Origin of the sequence: Prevotella sp. P5-108 (assembly GCF_002251385.1) — a bacterium.
Classification (GTDB): domain Bacteria; phylum Bacteroidota; class Bacteroidia; order Bacteroidales; family Bacteroidaceae; genus Prevotella.
In genome coordinates, this window is record NZ_NPJJ01000043.1 from 175,688 (window position 1) to 200,672 (window position 24,985).

The 24,985-nt window shown below is 43.9% G+C and carries 19 protein-coding genes; 5 read left to right on the forward strand and 14 right to left on the reverse strand.

The genetic code is table 11. The features are described 5' to 3' along the window. Positions 1-2 precede the first annotated feature (2 nt). Together CIK95_RS08915 and CIK95_RS08920 are read left to right on the forward strand one after the other, a co-directional pair. Entirely contained in the window at positions 3-608 is a 606-nt protein-coding gene (locus CIK95_RS08915) for a 4'-phosphopantetheinyl transferase superfamily protein (protein ID WP_094466826.1), read from the forward strand. Then, a complete protein-coding gene (locus CIK95_RS08920; protein WP_094466827.1) occupies positions 595-1,629 on the forward strand; it encodes an esterase-like activity of phytase family protein in 1,035 nt (344 codons plus the stop codon). The genes CIK95_RS08915 and CIK95_RS08920 overlap by 14 nt, the downstream gene beginning before the upstream one ends. A gap of 61 nt (positions 1,630-1,690) precedes the next feature. On the opposite strand, the gene CIK95_RS08925 is transcribed toward CIK95_RS08920, so the two are convergent. From CIK95_RS08925 to CIK95_RS08980, 12 genes are all read right to left on the reverse strand, one after another. Next, positions 1,691-2,134: an RpiB/LacA/LacB family sugar-phosphate isomerase gene (locus CIK95_RS08925; RefSeq protein WP_094385399.1), complete on the reverse strand. Its 444-nt coding sequence runs from the start codon at positions 2,132-2,134 to the stop codon at positions 1,691-1,693. A 4-nt stretch (positions 2,135-2,138) separates the two neighbouring features. Beyond that, positions 2,139-4,157, reverse strand: coding sequence for a transketolase (locus tag CIK95_RS08930; protein ID WP_094466828.1), 2,019 nt, complete (start codon positions 4,155-4,157; stop codon positions 2,139-2,141). 43 nt (positions 4,158-4,200) lie between these two features. Further along, a complete protein-coding gene (locus CIK95_RS08935) occupies positions 4,201-5,361 on the reverse strand; it encodes an aldose epimerase family protein (RefSeq protein ID WP_094466868.1) in 1,161 nt (386 codons plus the stop codon). Positions 5,362-5,542: 181 nt separating this feature from the next. After that, positions 5,543-6,703 carry a galactokinase gene (gene galK, locus CIK95_RS08940; protein WP_022311395.1) on the reverse strand — a complete coding sequence of 387 codons (1,161 nt, stop codon included), beginning with the start codon at positions 6,701-6,703 and terminating at the stop codon, positions 5,543-5,545. A 44-nt stretch (positions 6,704-6,747) separates the two neighbouring features. Next, the gene (locus CIK95_RS08945) at positions 6,748-8,064 is read right to left on the reverse strand and encodes an MFS transporter (protein ID WP_094466829.1); all 1,317 of its coding nucleotides are present in this window, start codon (positions 8,062-8,064) and stop codon (positions 6,748-6,750) included. 34 nt (positions 8,065-8,098) lie between these two features. After that, positions 8,099-9,190 (reverse strand): aldose epimerase family protein, encoded by a 1,092-nt coding sequence (locus tag CIK95_RS08950; protein WP_094466830.1) that lies wholly within the window; start codon positions 9,188-9,190, stop codon positions 8,099-8,101. A gap of 177 nt (positions 9,191-9,367) precedes the next feature. Further along, a complete protein-coding gene (locus CIK95_RS08955) occupies positions 9,368-10,654 on the reverse strand; it encodes a folylpolyglutamate synthase/dihydrofolate synthase family protein (protein ID WP_094385391.1) in 1,287 nt (428 codons plus the stop codon). Between the two features lie 6 nt (positions 10,655-10,660). After that, positions 10,661-11,809 (reverse strand): molecular chaperone DnaJ, encoded by a 1,149-nt coding sequence (gene dnaJ / locus CIK95_RS08960; RefSeq protein ID WP_022311399.1) that lies wholly within the window; start codon positions 11,807-11,809, stop codon positions 10,661-10,663. Positions 11,810-11,828: 19 nt separating this feature from the next. Then, positions 11,829-12,404, reverse strand: a complete 576-nt coding sequence (locus tag CIK95_RS08965) for a nucleotide exchange factor GrpE (protein WP_022311400.1) — start codon at positions 12,402-12,404, stop codon at positions 11,829-11,831. Positions 12,405-12,452: 48 nt separating this feature from the next. Continuing rightward, positions 12,453-14,075: an ABC-F family ATP-binding cassette domain-containing protein gene (locus CIK95_RS08970; protein ID WP_022311401.1), complete on the reverse strand. Its 1,623-nt coding sequence runs from the start codon at positions 14,073-14,075 to the stop codon at positions 12,453-12,455. A gap of 142 nt (positions 14,076-14,217) precedes the next feature. After that, positions 14,218-17,046: an excinuclease ABC subunit UvrA gene (uvrA, locus tag CIK95_RS08975; protein WP_094466831.1), complete on the reverse strand. Its 2,829-nt coding sequence runs from the start codon at positions 17,044-17,046 to the stop codon at positions 14,218-14,220. Positions 17,047-17,065: 19 nt separating this feature from the next. Beyond that, a complete protein-coding gene (locus tag CIK95_RS08980) occupies positions 17,066-17,773 on the reverse strand; it encodes a gliding motility-associated C-terminal domain-containing protein (RefSeq protein ID WP_022311403.1) in 708 nt (235 codons plus the stop codon). Between the two features lie 108 nt (positions 17,774-17,881). On the opposite strand from CIK95_RS08980, the gene CIK95_RS08985 reads away from it, so the two are divergent. From CIK95_RS08985 to CIK95_RS08995, 3 genes are read left to right on the forward strand one after another with little or no spacing between them, the layout of a single operon-like run. Next, positions 17,882-19,237, forward strand: coding sequence for a LysM peptidoglycan-binding domain-containing protein (locus CIK95_RS08985; RefSeq protein WP_094466869.1), 1,356 nt, complete (start codon positions 17,882-17,884; stop codon positions 19,235-19,237). Further along, on the forward strand, positions 19,237-19,980 hold the full coding sequence (locus tag CIK95_RS08990; RefSeq protein WP_094421303.1) for a porin family protein: 744 nt from the start codon (positions 19,237-19,239) through the stop codon (positions 19,978-19,980). The genes CIK95_RS08985 and CIK95_RS08990 overlap by 1 nt, the downstream gene beginning before the upstream one ends. A 5-nt stretch (positions 19,981-19,985) precedes the next feature. Then, positions 19,986-21,536, forward strand: a complete 1,551-nt coding sequence (locus CIK95_RS08995) for a peptide MFS transporter (RefSeq protein ID WP_094421305.1) — start codon at positions 19,986-19,988, stop codon at positions 21,534-21,536. Positions 21,537-22,289: 753 nt separating this feature from the next. Here CIK95_RS08995 and CIK95_RS09000 read toward each other — a convergent pair. Both CIK95_RS09000 and rlmD read right to left on the reverse strand, forming a co-directional pair. Beyond that, positions 22,290-23,402, reverse strand: coding sequence for a porin (locus CIK95_RS09000; RefSeq protein ID WP_094386903.1), 1,113 nt, complete (start codon positions 23,400-23,402; stop codon positions 22,290-22,292). Positions 23,403-23,417: 15 nt separating this feature from the next. Beyond that, positions 23,418-24,875, reverse strand: a complete 1,458-nt coding sequence (gene rlmD / locus CIK95_RS09005; protein ID WP_094466832.1) for a 23S rRNA (uracil(1939)-C(5))-methyltransferase RlmD — start codon at positions 24,873-24,875, stop codon at positions 23,418-23,420. Positions 24,876-24,985: the final 110 nt, after the last annotated feature.

Below are 24,985 nucleotides of genomic sequence, written 5' to 3' on the forward strand. Positions count from 1 at the left end.
CCATGCCACTTATAAGTATTGACGCAATCGCACCTCAATGCCATTTGGGATTGTGGCGGATAGAAGAAACCATAGACGATATAATAGCAACTGACAATCGGTTGGCTGGCGTGGTTGATAAGATTGAGCATTTCCATTCAGAATCAAGACGCAAAGAAGTGCTGGCCGTCTATGGATTATTGTTTGCCATGACAGACAATCCCTATTTACGTATTGAGCATGACGATTTGTCACGACCAGTAATCGACGGCTATCATGTCAGCATAAGCCATACCCGTGGCTATGCGGCACTGCTGCTCTCAACTCGGCACAAGGTGGCTATAGACATCGAATTCATCAGCAATAGAGTAGAGCGTGTCGCTTCCAAGTTCATCAGAAATGATGAGGTGGCAGACTCTCTCTATGCGAAACTCATCCATTGGAGCGCAAAGGAAACGATTTATAAGCTATTTGCTAACGAAAACTTGGACTTCTTTGATATGCGAATCGCCCCATTTGATCAGCGGGAAGAAGGAGATATCGAGGTAGATGACCTGAAAATAGAAAAGAAACAGTCGGTGCATTATCTTTGCAATGACAAATATGTGCTTACCTATGCAGCGATTTAGAAAACTCTGTCTGGCTATTTACCTTCTTCTGACATCAATAGCCACTCATGCGGAAAGCCGGGATACTATACAAATAATCCGTATAAATCCGCAACATTCCTTCCCCTTATCTGTCAAAGCAGGTAACTATAGTGGCATAACCTATTTGGGCAACAATGAATATCTCGTTGTCGATGACAAATCAGCATCAGATGGTTTCCATCTGTTTACTATAGAGATAGATAGCTTGACCGGAAATATTCTGTATGTATCCAATCATGGTTTTGTGTCATCGGGCATGGCCAACCGAGACGGTGAGGGGATAGCTTATATCAAGTCGTTCAATTCGGTACTGATAAGCGGAGAGGCTGTTAATAGAATCTTGGAATATAGTCTGGATGGAACACCTACCGGACGAGAGGCCGAAATACCAGAAATCTTCAAGAATTCTGCTGCAAACATGGGGTTTGAAGCCTTGGGATATTCCGAGTCTATGCATCGCTTATGGACCTGTAATGAAAGCCCATTGAATGGAGATGGGGGTAGGGCTGAAGTCAACAACCCGATTGAAAACCGATTACGTTTTCAATCTTTCAGTGACTCTCTTAAGGCTATGGAGCAATACGTTTACAAAATGGACAAACCTATTGCCAGAAAACCTTCCAAGTATTATGCCATGGGCGTCTCGGCCATAACACCTCTTGCCGACGGGTCACTGCTTGTTTTGGAACGAGAATTCTACGTTCCCCCAATGCTTATGGGTAGTTTTGTAAACTGCAAGATTTATCAAGCCTGGCCCTCAATGCCTATAACGCATGATAAAGAAATCACAGCAGACGAAACACCTGTTATGGATAAATTCCTTTTGGCGGAATGGAAAACTAACATAGGACTTTTCAAACGAAATATTGCCAATTATGAAGGCATGTGCTTGGGCCCACAACTTGCCGATGGCTCGCAAGTTGTAGTCTTGGTGTCAGACTCACAGGGGCAATATGCGAATACACTAAAGGACTGGTTCAAAACCATTGTCATAAAATAGACAGTAAAATAAAAAAGTGCCAATGCAAAGCAATGGCACTTTAATATTAGTTGTAATTTACTTAATCCTGAACAGGAATCTTCTTGACACGGCGCTCATGACGACCACCTTCAAATGTGGTTGCAAAGAACTTGTTCATTATGGCTTCAGCCGTCTTGTTGTCTATAAAGCGACCAGGAAGAACCAATACATTTGCATCGTTGTGCTGACGAATAAGGCCGGCAATCTCAATACACCATGCCAATCCTGCGCGAACTGCCTGATGCTTGTTCAAGCAAATCGCCATACCTTCTCCACTGCCGCATATAGCAATGCCTGGATAAACTTCACCACTTTCTATACCTTTAGCCAACTCGTGAGCGAAATCAGGATAGTCAACACTTGAGTCACTATATGTACCATAATCTTTGTAAGAATAACCTTTCTTCTCAAGATAATCGATAACAAACTGCTTTAATGGATAGCCTGCGTGATCGCAAGCGACTCCGACTGTCTTTACGTCCATAGTTTTAATTGTTTAGAAGTTCTTTAACTTGGTTATATACATTCTGGGCTGTGAAGCCTAACTTTTCATCCAATACCTTATAAGGAGCAGAGAATCCGAAGCTGTTAAGACCGAATACCTTGCCATTCTCACCTACAAGACCTTCAAGAGTGACAGGAAGTCCGGCTGTGAGACCAAAGCGCTTGACACCTGCGGGCAGAACCATCTGCTGGTATTCTTTGCTCTGTCGACGGAACAATCCTTCTGATGGCACGCTCACGATACGAACCTTAATGCCATCTTGGCGCAGAAGTTCTGCACCGGCCTGCAATGTTGACACTTCAGAACCGCTTGCAAGCAGCACCACATCAAACGCATCATCTGAGCCAGCCACGATATATGCGCCCTTGCGAGCTTGCTGATAATCGTTGCCTTCGGGCAAATTCTTGATTCCTTGACGTGAGAATATCAATGCTGTCGGCGTATCCATATTCTCCATTGCCATCTGCCAACATACTGTAGCCTCATTGGCATCAGCAGGACGGAATACGCGAACAGAATCCTTGCCGTGATGATTTTTCAGTTTCTCCATGAGTCTGATTTGAGCCTCTTGCTCTACTGGTTCATGGGTAGGTCCATCTTCACCGACACGGAACGCATCATGAGTCCAGATAAACTTGATTGGCACTTCCATCAATGCCGCCAATCTGACAGCAGGCTTCATATAGTCAGAGAATACGAAGAATGTTCCACATGCAGGAATGACTCCGCCATGGAGATACATACCTATACACATGCAAGCCATAGTAAGCTCGCTGACGCCTGCCTCAAAGAACGCACCTGTGAAATCGTCCTTGCTAAGATCATGTGTCTTCTTCAAGAAACCATCGGTCTTGTCGGAATTAGACAAATCGGCAGAGGAACAAATCATATTGGGTACCTGTTCGGCAAGAACGCCCAAGCAAGCCGCCGATGCTGCACGAGTAGCGATGTCTGGCTTTTGGATAAGACCACTCCAATCTATCTGAGGAGCATTGCCCGAGAACCAAGTGTCCTTAAGCTGAGCCTTATCTGGATTTTCTTCTGCCCACTTCTTTTCTGCCTTTCTACGCTCGGCAACGATTGTTCTCAATTCATTGGCACGATTGGCATAGAGAGCTTTTACTTCGTCGAAAATAACAAATGGATCATCAGGATTTCCCCCAAGAGCAGTCACCGTATTGCGGTAAGCATTCCCGCCAAGGGGTGCGCCATGAGTCTTAATCGTATTTTCATAGCTTGAGCCATCTTCTTTGAGGGCGCCTTTACCCATAATGGTTTTGCCGATAATAAGAGTCGGGCGGTGTTGCTCAAGATTGGCCATGTCAAGTGCATGGCGAATTTCGTCGACATCATTTCCATTGATAGTAATAACATTCCAACCCCATGCTTCGTATTTTGCTTTGGTATCTTCCTGCATTACGACTTTACATTCGGTAGAAAGCTGAATATCATTAGAATCATAGAACATGATAAGATTGTTGAGCCCGAGAAGTCCGGCCAATCTACCAGCACCTTGGGAAATCTCCTCTTCTATGCCACCATCTGAAATATAGGCATAAATCTTATGCTGCATAACGGTTTTCCCGAGACGTGCCTCCAAGAACTTTTCGGCAACTGCAGCACCCGCTGCAAATGTGTGTCCCTGACCTAACGGACCTGATGTATTCTCAATACCACGGCAGATGTCACGTTCTGGATGACCTGGAGTAGGAGAGTCCCACTGGCGGAACTGCTTCAACTCGTCTATTGTAAATTTTCCCTGTAAGGCAAGTGCAGAATATAACATGGGCGACATGTGCCCGGGATCAAGGAAGAAGCGGTCACGTCCTGTCCACGTTGCATCATCTGGATCATAAACCATATACTCGGAAAAAAGCACATTAATAAAATCTGCTCCGCCCATAGCACCTCCAGGATGGCCTGAATTAGCTTTCTCTACCATAGAAACAGCCAAAATGCGGATATTGTCGGCTGCACGGTTCATAACTTTCGTTTCGTTCATTATATAATAAAATTATATGGTCCTCATTATATCTGTCGGCACACTACTTGACTCTAAATCTGTATGCTGTATGGCTAATGTATGTCTCGCCAGGTTTGATATATGAAGATGGGAAATTAGGATTGTTCGGTGAATCGGGGTATTTCTGGCTTTCCAGGCATACCGACGCATGCTTGGGATAAGCAATGCCATGCTTTCCTTTAACTTTACCATCAAGGAAATTGCCTGTATATACTTGTACGCCAGGCTCGGTAGTGAACATTTCAAGACAAATTCCTGTATTGGGAGCATAAAGGCTTGCTGCAACTATTTTGTCGTTACCTTTGCCTTTGGTATATGTGTTCAGGCACCAATTGTGGTCATATCCTCTGGCATACTTGATTTGCTCAAAACTTGTATCACCAATCGTTTCATAAAGCGCATGGCGTTTGGTAAAATCCAATGGGGTACCATAGACAGACTTGACCTTGCCATTGGGTATAAAAGTCGAATCAATTGGGGTATAATTGTCTGCATTAATATAAAGAACCATATTTGTACCTGCCTGGCTCATATCGCCAGTCAGATTAAAATAAGAATGGTTGGTCATATTGATTACAGTCTCTCTATCAGTAGTAGCTTCGTACTTGATATCCAATACATTATCGCTTGTTAATGTATAAATGACTTTAGCGGTTACCGTTCCAGGAAAATTGTTGTCTCCATCGGGAGATACAATTGATAATTGCAGAGTACTGTCATTCGGTTGAACCGCATCATATACTTGATACTGCCATCCAGACGGACCGCCATGCAGACAGTGATCAAAGTTATTGGTCGGTAGCTGAATTGTTTTTCCGCCAACTTTAAGCTGTCCCTTATTGATTCTATTGGCATAACGGCCAATAGATGCTCCGAAATCACTGGGTGTATTGACCGTATCAGCATATTGATGAATATTGTCAAAACCCAAGACCACATCTGTCAATTGTCCAGCTTTGTTGGGTACACACAATGAAACGAGTCTTCCACCATAATTGGTGATACAGGCTTCCATACCACTTTCATTGGTCAAGGTAAACAGCTTTACGGCTTTGTTGTTGATTATGGTATCAAAATCAGCAGGGTTAAGTCCAGAGATAGTACGCTGTCCACCACCTGAGCAAGCGCAGAGGAAAACGGTTATAATTCCAATGCATAATGTTAGATTTCTGACTCTTTTCATTATTTCGTTGTTTTTAGTATTATTTCCTTTTTGGGTGTAAATATACATCTTTTTTTTTAGATAAACGGCCATTTGCAATGATTATTTTCTAATGGATACAAAAAAAGCCACTGTCCGTATAGAACAATGGCTTTTTTATAATTATTAGATGATATTATTTGCCGTAAGAACCTATGCTAAATTAGCATACTTTGTGAGCACCGTCATTGATAACGACGTTGTATACAGCTGGCTCATGACCATATTTCTCGGCAAATTTCTGCTTTGCATTAGCAATGAATGAGTCATAGATGCTGTCCTTTACCAGATTGATGGTACAGCCTCCGAAGCCACCGCCCATGATGCGACTTCCAGTGACACCATTTTCCTTAGCCAACTCATTGAGATAGTCAAGCTCCTCGCAAGAAACTTCATACTCCTTGCTAAGGCCGTCATGGGTCTCATACATCTTTTGGCCTACGGTCTCATAATCGCCTTTCTGCAAAGCATCACATACAGCAAGTACACGATCCTTTTCTCCAAGAACGAAGTGTGCGCGAGTGTAGTCTTCCATTCCTACCTCATCCTTAACCTCTTCCAATTGCTCCCAAGAACAATCACGAAGTGTCTCAAAATGAGACTCTGGATGTTTGGCGGCTATGTGTTTTACTACATTCTCGCAACTATTGCGGCGGTCGTTATATGGTGAGCCCTTGAGTTCGTGCTTAACTTTGGAATCAAGCAGCACCAATTTGTAGCCTTCTGGGTTGAAAGGGAAGTACTCGAATTCTCGAGAACGGCAATCCAAACGCATAAGTTTGCCTTCCTTACCAAATACACTTGCAAACTGGTCCATAATACCACAGTTTACACCGACATATTTATGCTCCGTAGCTTGTCCGGCGAGAGCCAAATCCCATTTGGAAACTTTATTGTCACCAAAAAGGTCATTAAGCGCAAATGCGAAACAACTCTCCAAAGCAGCAGAAGAAGACATGCCTGCACCAAGTGGTACATCTCCGTAGAAAGCAGTATTGAAACCCTTAACATCCACACCGAGGGCCTTCATTTCTTGCACGATTCCATAAATGTATCTTGCCCAAGTAGTGCGAGGACCTACGGGGTCGTTAACCTTAAATTCTACGCGATCCTTAAGGTCAATAGAGTAGCACATAACTGTATCAGTACCATTAGGGCGTACCTCCGCCATAATACCTTTATCTACAGCTCCTGGGAAGACGAAACCTCCGTTATAGTCAGTATGCTCACCAATAAGATTGATACGACCTGGAGACATATAAATGTTACCAGTTTTGCCATCAAAATGCTTGATGAAGCGGCTTCTTACTTTTTCAATATCCATAGTTTGTAAATTCAAAAAGGTTAGACAATATAATAATTGTAATGTTATTCTACAGGAATGTCTTTATTCACATTCTTTGAGCCGAGAAGTGCATAATATAAAATGTATACAGCACTCAGCAGTACTACAATAAAGCTGGAGATGTAGTTGTGAGTAAAGTCGATAACCTTAGCCTGGATAAAGATCATAACAGCAAAACCTGCAACCATCATCATGAAGGCTCCGGAAGCAGCAGCTGTATATTTTCCGAGTCCCTCTGTGGCAAGATTGAAGATACCACCCCACATAACAGAAGCACAAAGGCCAACCAACAGGAATGCAAAGATGCCGACGGGTATCTCACCCCATACCAAAGTAAGATGGGTATAATCGATACCAGGACATTTTACCATCATGGTCTCGGGCAAAAGCATACCTGCTGCTGTAAGGATGATAGCTGCAATGCTGACGGTAGAAATCATGGACTTGGCAGAAATCTTACCACCAATCATACCTCCAACGAAACGACCAATCAGCATAAAGATAAAGTAAACAGCACCCAGTGTACCGCAATAACCGGCATCCATTCCTAATCCAGGATTAGTAGCATCTTTTGCAGCGGTAAGATAAGAGAAGATGTAAGTAGGAGGACATACCTCTACTGCACCATAAACAGCAATAGCCAACATACCGAGTTTGAAATGGCGGAAAGAATAGCAACTGTGCTCGTCCTTTGCTTCTTTAGCTTTCGCTGCTTGCTGTGGTTCTTGGATTTTAGTAAAGAATATTACGACAAAGGCAAATATGAAGATTGCCAAGGCTATAAACAATGCAGGTTGGGCGTCTGAAACCTTTGCTGTAGCAGCATCGCCGATAAGGCTACCCATAAGGATGTAAACGCATACGGCTGCGGCAGAATTGAAGACTCCACCAATCTGAACCAATTGATTTCCTCTGTTACCGCCTCCGCCAAGCAGATTAAGCATTGGATTAACTACAGCGTTAAGCATACACATGCAAAGTCCTGATACAAAGGCACCAATAAGATAAACAATAAATCCAATTGTACCACTAGACCAACCGACAGAGCCGCTAAGCCACTGTACAAGTAAGCCAACGATACCCACAACCAAAGCAGCCAATGCAGTAGTCTTATAACCAAACTTCTGAATAAGCAATCCTGCAGGGATACCCATAAGGAGGTAGGCACCAAAGTTGCCATAGTTACCAACTTGGGCAAGCGATTCGCTTACTGAGAAATTGTTTTTCAGAATAACTGCCATCGGCGAACAGAGATTAGTCACAAACGCAATCATCGCAAAAAGGAAGACCATTGCCAAAATGGCAATAATACTACCTTGTTTCTTTTCTAATTTTTCCATTTTACTTGTTATTAATGATGTTATTATGATTATTCTATTGTTCTACGCCAAATTTGTATATGGTCTTCTGCGTATATTTACCTTCGGGTTTAAGCACTACAGATGGGAAATATGGGTGATTGGGGGAATCGGGGAAGTGCTGAGCTTCAAAACAGATTGCGCTACGACAGGGGAATGTAGCTCCATTCTGTCCCTTGTAGCCATCAGCCCAATTGTCTGTATAGACCTGTACACCTGGCTCTGTTGTATAGACCTCCATAGTACGGCCACTCACTGGTTCAACGATTTTTGCAGCAAAACTAAGCTCTCCCTCTTCTTTCTTATTAAGAACAAAGCAATGGTCGTAGCCAGCTCCATTCCTTATTTGCTCATCATCGGCGTCTATGTCCTTGCCAACAGCTTTAGGTGAGGTAAAGTCAAATGGAGTATTTTTTACAAAACGAATTTCTCCGGTAGGAATACTCGTTTCATCAATTGGAAGATAGTAATCAGCATTTATTTGACAAATAAGGTTCTCTATACTTGCAGTTGGATTAGCAATACCCGACAAAGAGAAAAAACCGTGGCTTGTAAGGTTAATGATGGTTTTCTTATTTGTAGTAGCCATATAATCGATAACAAGTTCGTTATCATCAGTAAAACTATAAACAACAGTAGTTTTAACTTCACCTGAGAAGCCCTCTTCGCCATAAGGGCTGGTATATTCAAGAACCAAAGAGTGTTCATTCATTTGTCTGGCATCCCATACTTTGGCGTTAAATCCTTTCTTTCCGCCATGCAAGCTGTTGGGACCATTGTTTATGGGTAATTGATACTCTTTGCCATGCAACTGGAATTTGCCTTTACAAATTCTATTTCCGTAGCGACCAATGAGGGTCGAAAGATAGGGTTCCGGGCTGTTGATGACATCTTGTACATTGTCATGTCCTTGTATGACATTGGCCTTTACACCATTTCTATCAGGAACCATAATTGCAACCAATGCGCCACCATAATTGGTAATAGCCACCACGTTGCCACGATTATTTTTCAGGAAGTATAAGTCTGTCTTCTTTCCATTGATTGTGGCCTGAAAGTCTTCTCGTCTCAGGCCACAGATGTGTTCTGTTTCTGTTGTGCTCATCATAAAAAGTTTTTAGTTACTTTATGTACTTGCAAAGTAAATAAAAAAAAGTGAATACCACAAAAGTCACGCCATTTATTATCGCGTTTGTTGCGTTAAAAACAATTAACAAAGCACTATGGCAATAGACGATTGGCGAAATGTACCGCTATATATAAAGAAAACGACACCAAAAGACAATTATTCTTTTGGTGTCGCGAGACAGGCAAGCAGATCAGACACAATATAACTGCTTCCACCTATAAAAACGAAATCATTGGGGACGGCAATTGCAAGCGCAGCCATATAGGCGCTCTCAACGCTATCGTAAACACGACCAACAAGTCCGTGAGCAAGCCCTTTTTGAGCAACAACCTGACTTGGAATAGCTCGATGCGTAGTTGCCTGTGACCAATAATAAATAGCATCTTTGGGCAACAACTCCATAACAGAATCAATATCCTTGTCATCAACCATTCCGAATACAATGTGCTTTTGATGACATTCTTGGTGGATAATTTGCTTTGACAAATACTTCCAACCGCCAACATTATGTCCTGTATCACATACTATCAATGGCTGGTTGCACAATATTTGCCATCTTCCCATGAGGCCAGTCAGCTGAACAACATTGAGGAATCCTTTCTTCACAGCCTCAACATCCGTTATGCCTAATTCTCGGATAGCACATAGGATTGTATTTGTGTTTTTTATTTGATATTCTCCTATCAGAGCACCCGTAACGACGCCATAGTTAACCGTTTGATAGGAGATACCACCACCCTGAGATTTATCAACCGAGACAACTTCGCAAGCGTCTTCTGCAAAAATAATCTTGGAGTGTGTTTCGATTGCTTTGTGTTCAAAAACATGACGCGTTTCAGGGATTGCTTCCCCTATGACGACAGGCGTATTGGGCTTGATTATCCCCGCTTTCTCCGCTGCAATCTGAGGCAATGTTTCACCAAGGAATTGGGTATGGTCTTTGCTTATATTAGTAATGATTGACAATATTGGAGTTACTATATTTGTACAATCAAGACGCCCACCAAGGCCTACCTCGACAACGGCGTAATCAACATGCTTCTCCGCAAAGTACTTGAAGGCCATTGCTGTGGTTAGCTCGAAAAACGAAGGATGAAGGGGTGTGAAGAAATTCTTTTCCTTGTCGACAAAGTCCACCACATACTCTTCGGGTATCATTTCGCCATTTACCCGGATACGTTCTCTGAAATCTACCAAATGCGGAGATGTATATAGTCCGACATTATATCCCATAGCTTGCAATATTGCAGCAAGCGTATGAGAACAAGAACCTTTACCGTTAGTTCCCGCAATATGAATAATCTTATAGTGCTGATGCGGGTGACCAAAGTGTTTGTCAAGCGCATGAGTATTATCCAGACCTTCTTTATATGCAGATGCACCCACATGTTCGAAAACAGGGGTGCATTCATATAGATAATTAACAGTTTCCCGATAGTTCATAACACCTTAACTGAAATAGTTTTTGAACTTGTCAAAAATCGATTTCTTAGTACTTGCGTCTCCTTTGAAATTATCACTGTCACGCATACTTTCAATTGCAGCGCGTTCCTGCTTACTCAAGGCTTTCGGAACATAAACACTGATATTGACAACCAAGTCGCCATGACCTGTTCCATATCCTTGTACATGAGGCAGTCCCTTCCCGCGCAAGCGCAGTGTCTTACCTGGCTGGGTACCAGGCTCAATCTTGATTTTTACTTTACTTCCTTCAATAGTAGGGATTGAGACTTCACCACCAAGTGCAGCTGTAGGAAAATCGAGCAGAAGGTTATAGATGACATCTTGACCGTCACGGACGAATGTATCGTTTTCCTCTTCTTTGATGTAGACTTGAATATCGCCGTTTATTCCATTATGTGGACCGGCATTTCCTTTACCAGAGACATTTACGACCATTCCTTCTGCGACTCCTGCAGGGATGTTGATTTCAACGACTTCTTCGCCTTTTTCGACGCCGGTGCCGTTACATGCCTTACATTTATTCTTGATAACAGAACCCTCGCCATGACATGTTGGGCAGTCCGTTTGGGTCTGCATCATGCCCAGCATCGTACGAACTGTTTTTACGACATAGCCTCGACCTTGACAAGTCGGACAAGTCGTATTGCCACTTCCATCCGCGGCGCCTGTTCCATGGCAATGGCTGCATGTAATGTCCTTCTTTACCTTGAACTTCTTTGTTACGCCTGTCGATATCTCCAGAAGCGAAAGCCTTACAGTGAGTCTCAAGTCAGTACCCCTGTATTGCGGACGACCTCCACCGAATCCACCAAAGCCGCCGGCATGTCCTCCAAACACATCGCCAAACATAGAGAAGATATCATCCATAGAGAATCCTCCACCGAATCCTCCGGCACTTCCGAATCCGCCACCAGGTGCGTTAAATCCGAACTGGTCGTATTGTTGTCTCTTCTGTGAATCGTGAAGAACATCATAAGCCTCTGCCGCTTCTTTGAATTTTTCTTCAGCTTCAGCATTATCTGGATTTCTGTCGGGGTGATACTTTATAGCCAACTTACGATAAGCGGCTTTAATCTCGCTTTCAGTTGCGTTTTTGCTAACGCCCAGCACCTCATAATAGTCGCGCTTTGCCATACGTTAATATAATAATGTATTAATCGCCAACAGCAACTTTGGCATGTCGTATCACTTTATCGTTCAGCATATAGCCAGTCTGGGTACAGTCAACGACCTTACCCTTCTTGTCATCGCCCATACCAGGGACTTTGGCTATAGCTTCATGGAAATCCACATCAAAATCAGAGTTTTCCGTTTCAATGCGCTTAAGACCAAGCCCTTCGAGAGTCTTATGCAGCTTCTGGTCGATAAGTTCCCAGCCTTCTTCAAGAGCCTCTTTAGTTTCTATTTTGGTAGCATTGGTTATAGCTCTTTCCATATCATCAAGAACAGGAAGAATTGCAGTGATAACCTTTTCTCCACCATTAAGAATCAATTCAGCTTTCTCTCTGATGGTACGTTTCTTATAATTCTCGAATTCGGCCAAGGTACGCAGATATTTGTCTTTAGTTTCGGCCAGTTCCTTATTAAGAGCATCTAAAGATTCTTTTGCATCTTCTTCAGAACTCTCTGTTGAGGTATTCTTAGAGTCATCAGCAGCCTGAGAAGAGATGGTATCTTTAGCCTCTGATGACGTTTCTTCGTTAACTTTGTTTTCTTTTACTTCACTCATAATACTTATCTTTTATTACTTTTGGAATAACAAAAAGCATGCCAAACACTACTCTGCGTAGAGTTTTGCCTTGAGTTCTTTGATTTGCTCATCATGAATATATTCATCATAGCTCATCAGTTTGTCTATTATTCCATTAGGTGTAAGTTCAATGATGCGATCAGCTACAGTTTCAATAAACTCGTGGTCATGTGAACTGAAAATGATATTTCCCTTGAACGAAGTAAGATTATTGTTAAATGCCTGAATACTCTCAAGGTCCAAATGGTTGGTAGGTGTGTCAAGTATGAGACAGTTGGCATTACGCAACTGCATGCGTGCAATCATACATCTCATCTTTTCGCCTCCCGAAAGAACATTTACCTTCTTCATTACTTCTTCACCAGAGAACAGCATTCTTCCCAAATAGGCCTTCATCTGAACCTCATTGCCAGGTCCGTACTGCGACAGCCAGTCCACCAAATTCATATCGCTCTGGAAGTATTCGGTATTGTCCAAGGGCAAGTAGGCTGTTGTTATCGTGATGCCCCATTTGAAAGTACCTGCATCAGCCTCTTTATTACCGTTTACAATCTCAAAGAGCGCAGTCATTGCCTTCGGATTGCGTGACAAGAACACAACTTTCTGGCCCTTTTCTATATTGAAGCTGACATTGTCAAACAACACGTTACCATCGTTGTCTGTAGCTTTCAGTCCCTCGACTTCGAGTATCTGATTTCCGGGTTCACGTTCCATCTGGAAAATGATACCTGGGTATTTACGGCTTGAAGGACGGATTTCCTCCACATTAAGTTTTTCAAGCATCTTTTTACGTGATGTAGTCTGCTTGCTTTTGGCCACGTTCGCGGAGAAACGACGGATGAACTCCTCCAACTGCTTCTTTTTCTCTTCAGCCTTCATGCGCTGGTTCTGGGCTTGGCGAAGAGCCAACTGTGAACTCATATACCAGAAACTATAGTTACCAGAGAAAACGGTAACCTTACCGAAGTCAATGTCTATAGTCTGAGTTGAGACAGAGTCAAGGAAGTGACGGTCGTGCGATACGACTAAGACTGTCTGACGTTCGTCGATTTCGCTCAAATAGTCTTCCAACCATTCTACAGTATCCAAATCGAGGTCATTGGTAGGCTCATCAAGAAGAAGATTCTCAGGATGGCCAAACAAGGCCTTAGCCAACATAACTCTTACCTTTTCATTATTGGCAAGTTCGGCCATCTGCTTTTGGTGCAAGTTTTCCTTGATGCCCAAGTTCTGGAGCAATTGAGCCGCATCAGATTCAGCCTCCCAACCATTCATTTCAGCAAACTTCAATTCCAGATCAGCTGCTTTATTGCCATCTTCCTCTGTCATTTCCGGCTTAGAGTAGAGACGCTCACGCTCTTTCATGTTTTCCCAAAGGGGCTGATGCCCCATGAGTACAGTGTCCATTACGCTGTAGTCATCATATTTGAAGTGGTCCTGTTCAAGAACGCTGAGGCGTTCACCAGGACCAAGTTCTACAGTTCCCTTATTGGGCTCCAAATCGCCGCTGATGGCGCGCAACAGCGTTGACTTGCCGGCACCATTGGCACCAATAACACCATAAATGTTTCCTGGAGTAAATTTGATATTGACGTCTTTGTACAATACTCGTTTGCCAAACTGAATGGCAAGGTTGGTAAGCGTTATCATCTTTTGTATATACCTTATTTATAATTTAGTGTGCAAAGTTACAAAAACTCTTGGGTAGAACAAAATATATATGCTCGTTTTTTATAACGCCCCACATGCAACGTGTTAAAAACGACCACAAATCCCATTCGGTCAGCACTTGTCATTTTGCCAATGCCAGCTTTAAGTATTTTGAAGTATATCCTAATTTGCAATCTGCCACTTGTTCGGGAGTTCCGGTTACGAGCACCCTGCCTCCGTTTCGACCACCTTCAGGACCCATATCGATTATATAATCAGCCAATTTAATGACATCAAGATTATGCTCGATAATTATAACTGTATTACCCTTGTCGACAAGTTTCTCTATTACATTCATTAATATTCGGATGTCTTCAAAATGCAATCCGGTAGTTGGCTCATCCAATATATACAGAGTTTTTCCAGTATCCCGTTTAGCCAACTCGGTTGCGAGTTTAACACGCTGGCTCTCTCCACCAGAGAGGGTAGTGCTTGACTGTCCCAACTTGATATAATCCAGTCCGACGTCTTGCAGCGTCTTGATTTTAGGCAAAATTGATGGAACGTTCTCAAAGAACTCTACCGCCTGGCCTATGGTCATATCCAAAACATCTGCAATGGACTTGCCCTTATATCTTACCTCTAGAGTTTCACGATTGTACCTCTTGCCATGGCAGGTCTCGCATGGCACCATCACATCTGGCATGAAGTTCATTTCTATTGTTTTATATCCATTTCCTCCACAAGTTTCACATCTGCCGCCTTTGACATTGAATGAGAAGCGACCGGGCTTGTAACCACGAATCTTGGCTTCGGGGAGTCCCACAAACAAGGTGCGGATATCGGAGAATACACCGGTGTAAGTCGCTGGGTTGCTTCGCGGTGTACGACCAATGGGGCTTTGGTCTACGGTTACCACTTTGTCCAGGTATTCCAACCCTTCAATAGAAGAGTAGGGCATAGGCTTCTTTAATGCCCGATAAAAGTGATGCGCCAATATGGGTTGAAGAGTCTCGTTTACCAGTGTAGATTTACCGGAACCACTGACACCGGTAACAACTGTAAGGACACCAAGAGGGAACTCAACATCAACATTTTTCAGATTGTTGCCAGTACATCCGTGCAATACCATCGCCTTGCCATTAGGCCGACGACGTTGAGCAGGTATCTGTATACTCTGGATTCCATTCAGATAATTGGCCGTGATTGTATCGCGGTGAAGCATTTCTTCGGGCGTACCCTGAAACACCACTTGGCCACCCTTTCGCCCAGCTTTGGGACCGATGTCAATTATCCAATCAGCCGCTCTCATCATATCTTCATCATGCTCGACAACGATTACAGTATTCCCCAGATCACGCAGTTCTTTAAGCGAATTGATGAGCCGCTGATTATCACGCTGATGAAGGCCGATACTTGGCTCATCAAGGATATACAGAACATTGACAAGCCTTGTTCCGATTTGCGTGGCCAGCCTTATGCGCTGGCTTTCTCCACCAGAGAGGGTTGCCGACTGACGATTAAGCGACAGATAGTCAAGGCCCACATTTAATAAAAAACCAACACGTGTACGTAGTTCTTTTATTATTTCGCTGGCTATTATTTTTTGATTTGTCGACAGGCCCTCAGCCATATTAGATAGCCACTCTGCCAATTCATTCAAATCCAGATTGGCGACTTCAGAGATATTCCGGTCGCCAATCTTGTATGAGAGGGATTCCCTTTTGAGTCTTAATCCATGACACTCGGGACATACGTTTGTGGCCAGGAACTGTTCAGCCCACTTTTGTCCTGCCGATGTGTCATCATTATCCATGATGTCACGCAGATATTTGATGATACCATCAAAGGTGACAAAGTAATCACTCGATGTATGAACCACTTCTTTAGGAATTTTCAGGTTTTCCATTGTTCCATAGAGAATTTCGTCCATGGCTTCCTGTGGGACATCACATACGGGCGTCTTCAAGTTACAGTCGTATTTTTGCAGGATAGCATCAATCTGCCAAAATACCATTTGGTTCTTATATTTGCCTAAGGGAGATATTGCTCCATCACGGATAGACAGCTTGTCATCGGGTATTACCTTGTTTAAATCTATTTCGTTGACCACACCCAAACCTTTGCATCGCGGGCAGGCGCCTTCAGGAGAATTAAACGAAAAGATATTTGGAGCCGGTTCACCATACGACAACCCGGTTACAGGGTCCATAAGACGCTTGGAGTAATTCTTGATGCTATTATCGTGTTCGTCAAAAATCATTAGCGTGCCGTCGCCTTGGCGCATCGCTATCTGCACACTTTTCTTGAGCCGTTCGTCGTCTTTACCACGTACTTTCAGTTTGTCGACAACCACCTCGATGTTATGATTCTTGTATCGGTCAACCTTCATGCCACGCTCAATCTCCTTTATCTCTCCATCTACGCGTATATAGAGGTATCCTTTACGCCGCATACTTTCAAAGAGTTCGCGATAATGTCCTTTGCGTTGACGGACCAAAGGGGCGAGGATAAAGATACGATGGTCGATATACTGGTCAAGTATCATTTCCAGCACCTGCTCCTCTGTATATTTTACCATCTTCTCTCCCGACAAATAACTATATGCCGTACCAGCCCTTGCATAAAGCAGACGCAGATAATCGTATATTTCGGTAGTAGTTCCGACCGTTGAGCGGGGATTCTTGTTGGTGGTCTTTTGCTCAATGCTGATTACAGGGCTTAAACCGGTAATTTTATCCACGTCGGGGCGTTCTATATTGCCCAAAAAATTGCGTGCGTATGCCGAAAAGGTTTCGATATATCTCCGCTGACCCTCTGCATATATGGTATCAAAGGCCAACGAAGACTTGCCAGAACCCGACAAGCCTGTTATTACTGTGAGTGAGTTGCGGGGAATTGTGACATCCACATCCTTGAGATTGTGCACGCGTGCCCCCCATACATTTATAGTTTCTTTCTTATCTTTCATCGGTCTGAAGATATCTTCTTTAATGTTCGGTTTCGATGTAATCACGCATGAGATTTACATCCTTCTTGATATTGAATACGCGGCCGTCTGCACCACGTGCCTTGACGACGCAGTAGTATGTTCCGGTTTTCATATCCTTTCCTTTGAATGTGCCGTCCCAGCCACCTGCCGGATCATTCCATTCATACAGTTTCTGGCCCCAGCGGTTGATAATAATAGCCTTAAACTCTACAATACTCTGATATCCAGGCTTGGCGCGATAGATATCATTTATACCATCTCCATTGGGAGAGAAAGCGTTTGGAAATTCGAGTTTGCTTTCGTAGACGGTTACCGTGAAGCGGGCCTCACGCCAATAGTCAGCTTCGTATCTGACCGTGTCTGCCCCGAGGGTAAACACTGTGTAGCATACCACATGATTGACTCCCGATTCGGCAAATATGTATTCTGTATCTTCTTCATATCTCACAAGATATGGCTCATTCTCTTTACCTTCTTTGAAGAAGCGCCATTCGTAATGCGCCGTCCATCCATCCGCATCAGAGGGGTTGAGCTTGAAGGTCGCTTTTATAGGCGCCGAACCGGAGAAATAACTATCCGTACTCTCGTTGCCAGCAGCATCTGTAAATACAACCGAAGGGGCGATTGATGGCATTCCTGGTGTAGCATAGACGGGACCAAATATGCCAAGTGTTAGCAATAAAAAAACTAATTTTGCTATCTTCATTGTGTATGAACTTAAAAATAGATAGCAAAGTTAACAAAAAGTTTAGAGTTTTGGGAGTGAAGTAATAGTTTTTTTGTATTTTTGCAAATGGAAATAATCATAAAGATAATGAATAAACGTTTGTTACGCTATATTTTGCTGCCCATGCTCCTTATGGCGTGTGCCGTCTGCGATGCCCAGATAAACAATTGGCAAGACTTGTACAAGGCCAAGAAGAAAGATACCATCTATGGCATTGCCCATAAATACGGCATCACCGTTGACCAGCTGATGGAGGCCAATCCTGACATGAAAAAGGACGGCTATCAGTTGAAGAAGGGCGACATTGTGTTCATCCCCTTTGTATCACAGCCCAAAGAGGTACAGCAACCATCCAAGAAGAGCACCGAGAAAGACATCGATATACGCTCGAGAGCCATTAGAATAGGCATGATGCTGCCTCTGCACAATGTTGATGGCGACGGCAAACGCATGACTGAGTATTACCGAGGTTTCCTTTTGGCATGCGAGCAGATGAAAGCCCAAAATATCTCAGTTGATATCCACGCATGGAATGTACCGATAGATGCGGATATACGCCAGACTTTGCTCGACAAGGGCGCCCAGAATTGTGATATCATCTTTGGCCCGCTGTATTCCAATCAGGTCAAGTATCTTGCCGAATTCTGCAAGACATATAAGATTAAGATGGTTATCCCATTTTCCATCACTGGCGACGAGGTGAAACACAATAGCCAGATTTTCCAAGTTTACCAGTCGCCCGAGCGTCTCAACGAGAAGGCTATCTATGCCTTTATGGAACGTTTCCCCAAGCACCACGCCATTTTTGTAGATTGCAATGACAGCACCAGCAAGAAGGGCATTTTCACATTCGGTTTGAGAAAGCAGCTGGATAGCAAAGGCATCAAGTACAGCATTACCAATATCAAATCATCTGAACAGCAGTTCGGTAAGGCATTCAGCCGTACTCTCCCCAATGTAGTTGTACTTAATTCGGGACGGTCTCCAGAACTTAATGTTGTTTTTGCCAAACTCAATGGTCTGAAGATGACAGCACCCAATGTCCAGATTTCCGTCTTTGGCTATACTGAGTGGCTTATGTACACCAAATACAATCTTGCCAATTATTATCAGTTTGATGCATATATCCCTACCACTTTCTATTACAATCCTTTGTCCGAATCGACCCAGCAGATAGAAGCCCTTTATCGACAGTGGTTCAAGACCGAGACCATCCAGGCACTCCCCAAGTTTGCCTTGACCGGTTACGACCATGCCATATATTTCATCAATGGATTGCACAAATACGGACAGAGCTTTTCCGGAACAAAAAAGCAACAAGTCATGAAACCCGTTCAGACCCAGTTGCACTTTGACAAGAACACTAACGGAGGTATGGAGAATGCCTGTTTCCAGTTAATTCACTATAAAAACGAACAAACGATAGAATCTATAACATATTAATGAAGAAGTTATATTTGATTTTAAGTTTAGCCATGATGCCGTTTCTTTCCGTCATGTCGCAGATAGGCGAACATCGGAACGATTTCACATTGGGCGTCAATGGCGGATATATCCTGAGCAATGTCAGTTTTACCCCTAAGGTGACTCAAGGTTATCATGGCGGCCTTACAGGTGGTTTGTCCATACGCTATGTATGCGAAAAATATTTCAAGACCATTGCTTCAGTATATGCGGAGGTCAACTATTCGCAGTTGGGATGGAAGGAGGATATTCTCGACATCAACAACCAGGCTGTAATCAATCCCGTCACAGGATTGGCAGAAAACTATAGCCGTACGATCAACTATGTACAGGTCCCCATATTGGCCCATTTGGCATGGGGAAAGGAATACAAGGGCGTCAGTTTCTTTGTGAATTTGGGTCCACAATTTGGTTTCTACCTCAGCGAGAAGACCAAAAGCAACTTTAATGTTAAGGATTGCAATATGGATGACCGTGTTTCCACTGTTGTTGCACAAGACACAATGGCCGTAGAAAACAAGTTTGATTATGGCATTGCCGTCGGAGCAGGCATGGAGTACACCGTACCCAAGGTAGGACATTTCCTGGTAGAGGCCCGATACTACTATGGACTCGGCAACATATACGGCGACTCCAAGCGCGATTACTTTGGCAGCTCCAACTTTGGCAATATAATCATCAAGGCTGCTTATCTGTTTGATATAACCAAAACCAAAAAATAATAATTATGTTTGAAGGACAACCTAAAGGTCTTTATGCGTTGGCTCTTGCCAACACTGGCGAGCGATTCGGTTATTACACCATGCTTGCCATCTTTGCCCTGTTTATGCAGGCTAAGTTCGGATGGACAGAGTCACAAGCCGGACAGGTTTATGCCATATTCCTGGCAGTAGTTTATTTTGCTCCGCTCTTTGGCGGTATGATAGCCGACAAGATTGGCTATGGCAAGTGCGTAACCATTGGTTTTGCCACAATGTTCCTCGGCTATCTGGGTCTTGCCATCCCCACAGAGGCCGATACTATCGGACAGATTTCCATGTTTGGCGGACTGGCTTGCGTGTCATTGGGTACCGGCTTGTTCAAAGGCAATCTCCAGGTATTGGTAGGTAACCTCTACGACGACCCCAAGTACTCATCACGTCGTGATTCGGCCTTCAGCCTTTTCTATATGGCTATCAATATCGGTGCAATGTTTGCCCCCTCAATGGCTAAATGGATTACCAACGTATATCTGTCTCACTATGGCTTCCAATATGACGCAGCAAGCACTGACCCCAGTTATCTCCAGGCCCTCTCTGGCGCATACGGTCTTTGCTTTGGTGTAGCCTGTGTATCTCTGATTCTGTCAGCAGTCATCTATTTTGCCTTCCGCGGATGGTTCAAGCATGCCGATGTCACTGCCAAGCAGGCCAAGGAGCAGGCTGTAGCTGTAGAGGAGTTGACTCCCAAGCAGACCAAAGACCGCATCGTGGCATTGCTGCTCGTCTTTGCCGTGGTTATCTTCTTCTGGATGGCATTCCACCAGAACGGTTCGGCTCTTACATTCTTTGCGAAGAAGTATACCGACCTGACTGTTAGCGGCACTATGCGCATCGGATTCAACATCTTCAGTCTGGCTCTTATCGCCATCTCTGTTTATACCGGTTTTGCAACATTCCAATCCAAGTCTACTCGCAGTCGTGCTATCTGTGGTGTCGCTACCGTTCTGCTGCTCTCTGGAGCCTACGCTCTCTATGCAGTAATGGACAATCCTACATACGCACAGCCATCAGACTTCCAGCAGTTCAATCCTTTCTTCGTAGTAGCACTCACCCCATTCAGCATGGCATTCTTCGGCGCTCTTGCCAACAAGGGCAAAGAGGTTAGCGCGCCAACCCGTATCGCATGGGGTATGCTTGTGGCCGCTCTTGGATTTGGCGTCATCACCATGGCATCTACCGACCTTATTTCGCCGATGTCATTGGGCGACAAGACCCAGAGCATACTGTCTCCAGGATGGCTCATCTCTACCTACTTTACCCTTACACTGGCAGAGCTGTTGCTGTCGCCTATGGGCATCTCATTTGTTTCCAAGGTTGCACCTCCTAAGTATAAGGGCCTTATGATGGGTGGATGGTTTGTTGCCACAGCCATTGGTAACTACCTGAGCTCAATCCCATCTATGTTGTGGAACAGAATACCACTGATGTACAACTGGGGTATCCTCATCGCGCTTTGTCTCGTCAGCGCATTGGTAATGTTTGCATTGCTCAAGAAGCTGAAGGAAATGACTGCATAGGCAGATAGATTATTTACTATTAAAGGCTGATTTCTAAACGTATAGAAATCAGCCTTTAATTATATCTACAGGGCAAAGATAGATGCTTGCTTAATGAGTATATACGTAGATGACAAGACAGGTGATGGCGACAGCTATCACGCATAAGACTCTAAACAGAATTTTAGCTAACTTCTTGCGGCGCTGAGCAACACTCAAGTTCTTTCTTTTATAGATCTCGGCTTCATCCAAATGCTCGTGATGATGGATATGATGTCTATTGTTATTCGTAGTCATGTATAAAGTTTTTATGTGTTATTGGTAGTTTTGTCTAAGTCTAAATGTATTAGATTACAAAAGTAGATAATATAATTGATTTAGCAAACAAATCAAAGGCAAAAGTGATTGTTTTGCTATTTTTTAACAATACTAATTCCCGCATTGAGGCCATAAGTGTAACCGTAACCCACAATTATCCAGAGGTCAAATACTAAATGACTTCAAACTACAAAACAGATATTTCAAGTTTGGAATTATCAGAATCACAGTTCGCATTAGCCATTTCATGCCTCGCAATTTGCCCCAGATAGACTACCTGTCACATGTCGACATGAAACGACTGGTATGGCATGGTGCCAGACTAAATGAACCAACCGGGCGTGAGCCTCGACACAAGGAACAACGAGAGGAAGAATAGGGTAGTGGTGAAAGAAAACAAACAGGAGGAAAACAAACGATGCTTTCCTCCTGGTCGGGATGGTAGGAATGATGGCTTTAGAAACGGAAAGCCAGTTCTACATCTACCATATTATAATTATGTTTGGTCAGACTGCGGTCATTGACAAACGCATATTCTCCACTCAACTTGAGATTGCGGCAGAACTCATAGTCCAGGCCCACCTCATAGAATGTCTTCTGCTTGGAGGCATCGCCTGAGGGCTGATACATATCATAACGGGCTTTGGCGTGCATCTTCTTCTTGATGATTGGGGCAATAACCAGAGCATAGACACCTTGCGCCTTGTCACCGTTCTTGCTAAGCTCGAAGTCGGTAGCATTCTCCGGCTTCTGATAGCGTGTCTTGAAAGCCAAGCCTGTACTATGGGCATACTCAGAGCGGAATGTCCAGTCGTTGGTTACATATTCTGCAGAAAAGGCATATCTGCGTTGGGGCAGACTCAAAATCTCTGTGACTTTACCGTGGTCAGTATCAACTGTGCGTTTACGTGCATAAGAGCCAGTCCAACCAAAAGCACCGATTCTCATACCAGCAACAGGCATAACCCAAACTCCACCGATAATGTCTTTGCGCTGGTCTACATCTTTAACGTTGATGCCCTGTCCATTGAATACACCTACCTGGTAATGAAGCAGGTTGCGGCCGTTGGCATTGGGCAGGAAATCGCCCTGCAACTGGACACCGATATCGCGGCCGTTGCTGGCGTGGGCACCAGCACGGTCATTGAAACCTGCGATGGAGGAGGTAATCTGGCTGTAGCTCATGAACCCTTGATCTACTGGGTGCATGGGATTCTCAAAAGAGAATGGACGCTTGAACTGTCCTGCTTTTATCTTGAAGTAACCATATTTCTGCCACTCCGCAAAAAGGTCAACGACACGGGGAGAATTGCCAAGATCCGTGGTGTTGCCATTAAACTGAATTTGGGCTTTCCAATAAAAGTCATCAAGTATACGGCCATCGAGGCTTACACGTGCCAATCTCAAGTTGAAAGAGTTGGACTTGTCATTAACTTTGCTGCTACTTTGGTATTGTACGATGCCATAACCCGATAGCTTTACATTGTTAATCCAAGAAGCAGGTTTGTTCTGCGCATAGCTGGCAAAGGCGGTCATCAAAGCCATAGCCAGCATTATTGATTTCTTCATTTTATATTAAGTATTTTAGTTATTATTCTCAGAAGTGCGCTTGACCAGCAGAACAACATTCTCCACATGAGGCGTATGAGGAAACATGTCTACAGGCTGAACTTTGGCCACTTTGTATTCGGCATCCATCAACGCCAAGTCCCTTGCCTGCGTTGCAGGGTTACAGCTCACATATACAATGCGTTCGGGCGACGCGTTAAGGATCACATTTACCACATCAGGATGCATTCCTGCGCGTGGGGGGTCGGTGATAATCACATCTGGACGTCCATGCTCCTTGACGAAGTCATCGGTAAGGATGTCCTTCATGTCACCGGCATAGAACAATGTATTGTCGATATTGTTGATTTTGCTATTGACCTTTGCATCGGCAATCGCCTCGGGAACATACTCGATGCCGACCACCTTGCGGGCACGTCTGGCTACGAAGTTGGCAATGGTTCCCGTTCCCGTGTACAAGTCGTAAACGAGCTCGTTACCAGACAATTGGGCAAAGTCACGGGCTACACAGTAGAGGTGATAAGCCTGATCGGTATTGGTCTGATAGAAACTCTTGGGGCCTACCTTGAACTTGAGGTCTTCCATGGCTTCATAAATGAAGTCCTTTCCCTTGAACAGCGTCAGTTCCAAATCGTTGAACGTATCGTTGCCTTTCTGGTTGTCTACATAGAATATGGATGTAAGTTGAGGGAACTTGTCTGCAATATGATTGAGCAGTAAGAGGGCTTTCTGCTCGTCGCCCTCCTCATCGTAATGGAACTGCAGAATAAGCATCCATTCGCCGGTATTGGAGTTGCGGAAAACCATGTCGCGCAGCAATCCTACCTGATTACGTATATCATAATAGGTATAACCATGGGCAAGCGTGAAATCGCGTATCTCATTGCGTATCTGATTGTGCAAGTCATCCATCAGATGACACTTGGAGATGGGATAAATCTTATCAAAAGCGCCAGTAATATGAAATCCAATTGCCGGTTCGCTCAAGTTGCTTGGGCCATCTTCGGTCCTTGGAGGCAATGCAGCTACCTCCTCTTTGGTGTACCAACGCTTGTTAGCGCAGCCAAATTCAAGTTTATTGCGATATTCGCATGTTTTTTCTGAACCCAGAATGGTCATAAACTCGGGCAATTCAACTTTCCCGATACGCGAGAGTTGGTCATAGACCTGCTGTTGCTTGGCTTTTAGCTGCTCCGAATACAAAAGATTCTGCCACTTACAACCTCCGCAAATGCCGAAATGGTCGCACATGGGCTGGGTGCGCAATGCACTGTATTTAATAAATCTGACAGCCTCGGCTTCGCAATATTTGTGTTTCTTCTTTTTTACCTGCAAATCAACAATGTCGCCAGGTACTACAAAGGGTACGAATACGGCCATCTCATTGACATGGGCAACACACTTGCCTTCGGCTGCCACAGCTTCGATGGTCACGTTTTCCAATATGGGTAAGGGTTTACGCTTACGGGTCATAATTCTTTTTAAGGGCAAAGTTACAAATAAATTAGGTATTTGTAAATAATTTTTGCAGAAAATATGCTGCCCAAACCAAAAAACATAAAATGTAAACTCCACATGTCAAT

Bases quoted from the DNA above. Each gene is read 5' to 3' on its own strand.
- rlmD (WP_094466832.1), bottom strand. From the start codon at position 24,875: ATGACCCGTAAGCGTAAACCCTTACCCATATTGGAAAACGTGACCATC.
- CIK95_RS08965 (WP_022311400.1), bottom strand. From the start codon at position 12,404: ATGAGTGAAGTAAAAGAAAACAAAGTTAACGAAGAAACGTCATCAGAG.
- CIK95_RS08970 (WP_022311401.1), bottom strand. From the start codon at position 14,075: ATGATAACGCTTACCAACCTTGCCATTCAGTTTGGCAAACGAGTATTG.
- galK (WP_022311395.1), bottom strand. From the start codon at position 6,703: ATGGATATTGAAAAAGTAAGAAGCCGCTTCATCAAGCATTTTGATGGC.
- CIK95_RS09000 (WP_094386903.1), bottom strand. From the start codon at position 23,402: ATGAAGAAATCAATAATGCTGGCTATGGCTTTGATGACCGCCTTTGCC.
- CIK95_RS08980 (WP_022311403.1), bottom strand. From the start codon at position 17,773: ATGAAGATAGCAAAATTAGTTTTTTTATTGCTAACACTTGGCATATTT.
- CIK95_RS08955 (WP_094385391.1), bottom strand. From the start codon at position 10,654: ATGAACTATCGGGAAACTGTTAATTATCTATATGAATGCACCCCTGTT.
- uvrA (WP_094466831.1), bottom strand. From the start codon at position 17,046: ATGAAAGATAAGAAAGAAACTATAAATGTATGGGGGGCACGCGTGCAC.
- CIK95_RS08990 (WP_094421303.1), top strand. From the start codon at position 19,237: ATGAAGAAGTTATATTTGATTTTAAGTTTAGCCATGATGCCGTTTCTT.
- CIK95_RS08995 (WP_094421305.1), top strand. From the start codon at position 19,986: ATGTTTGAAGGACAACCTAAAGGTCTTTATGCGTTGGCTCTTGCCAAC.
- CIK95_RS08920 (WP_094466827.1), top strand. From the start codon at position 595: ATGCAGCGATTTAGAAAACTCTGTCTGGCTATTTACCTTCTTCTGACA.
- CIK95_RS08925 (WP_094385399.1), bottom strand. From the start codon at position 2,134: ATGGACGTAAAGACAGTCGGAGTCGCTTGCGATCACGCAGGCTATCCA.
- CIK95_RS08915 (WP_094466826.1), top strand. From the start codon at position 3: ATGCCACTTATAAGTATTGACGCAATCGCACCTCAATGCCATTTGGGA.
- dnaJ (WP_022311399.1), bottom strand. From the start codon at position 11,809: ATGGCAAAGCGCGACTATTATGAGGTGCTGGGCGTTAGCAAAAACGCA.
- CIK95_RS08950 (WP_094466830.1), bottom strand. From the start codon at position 9,190: ATGATGAGCACAACAGAAACAGAACACATCTGTGGCCTGAGACGAGAA.
- CIK95_RS08935 (WP_094466868.1), bottom strand. From the start codon at position 5,361: ATGAAAAGAGTCAGAAATCTAACATTATGCATTGGAATTATAACCGTT.
- CIK95_RS08945 (WP_094466829.1), bottom strand. From the start codon at position 8,064: ATGGAAAAATTAGAAAAGAAACAAGGTAGTATTATTGCCATTTTGGCA.
- CIK95_RS08930 (WP_094466828.1), bottom strand. From the start codon at position 4,157: ATGAACGAAACGAAAGTTATGAACCGTGCAGCCGACAATATCCGCATT.
- CIK95_RS08985 (WP_094466869.1), top strand. From the start codon at position 17,882: ATGAATAAACGTTTGTTACGCTATATTTTGCTGCCCATGCTCCTTATG.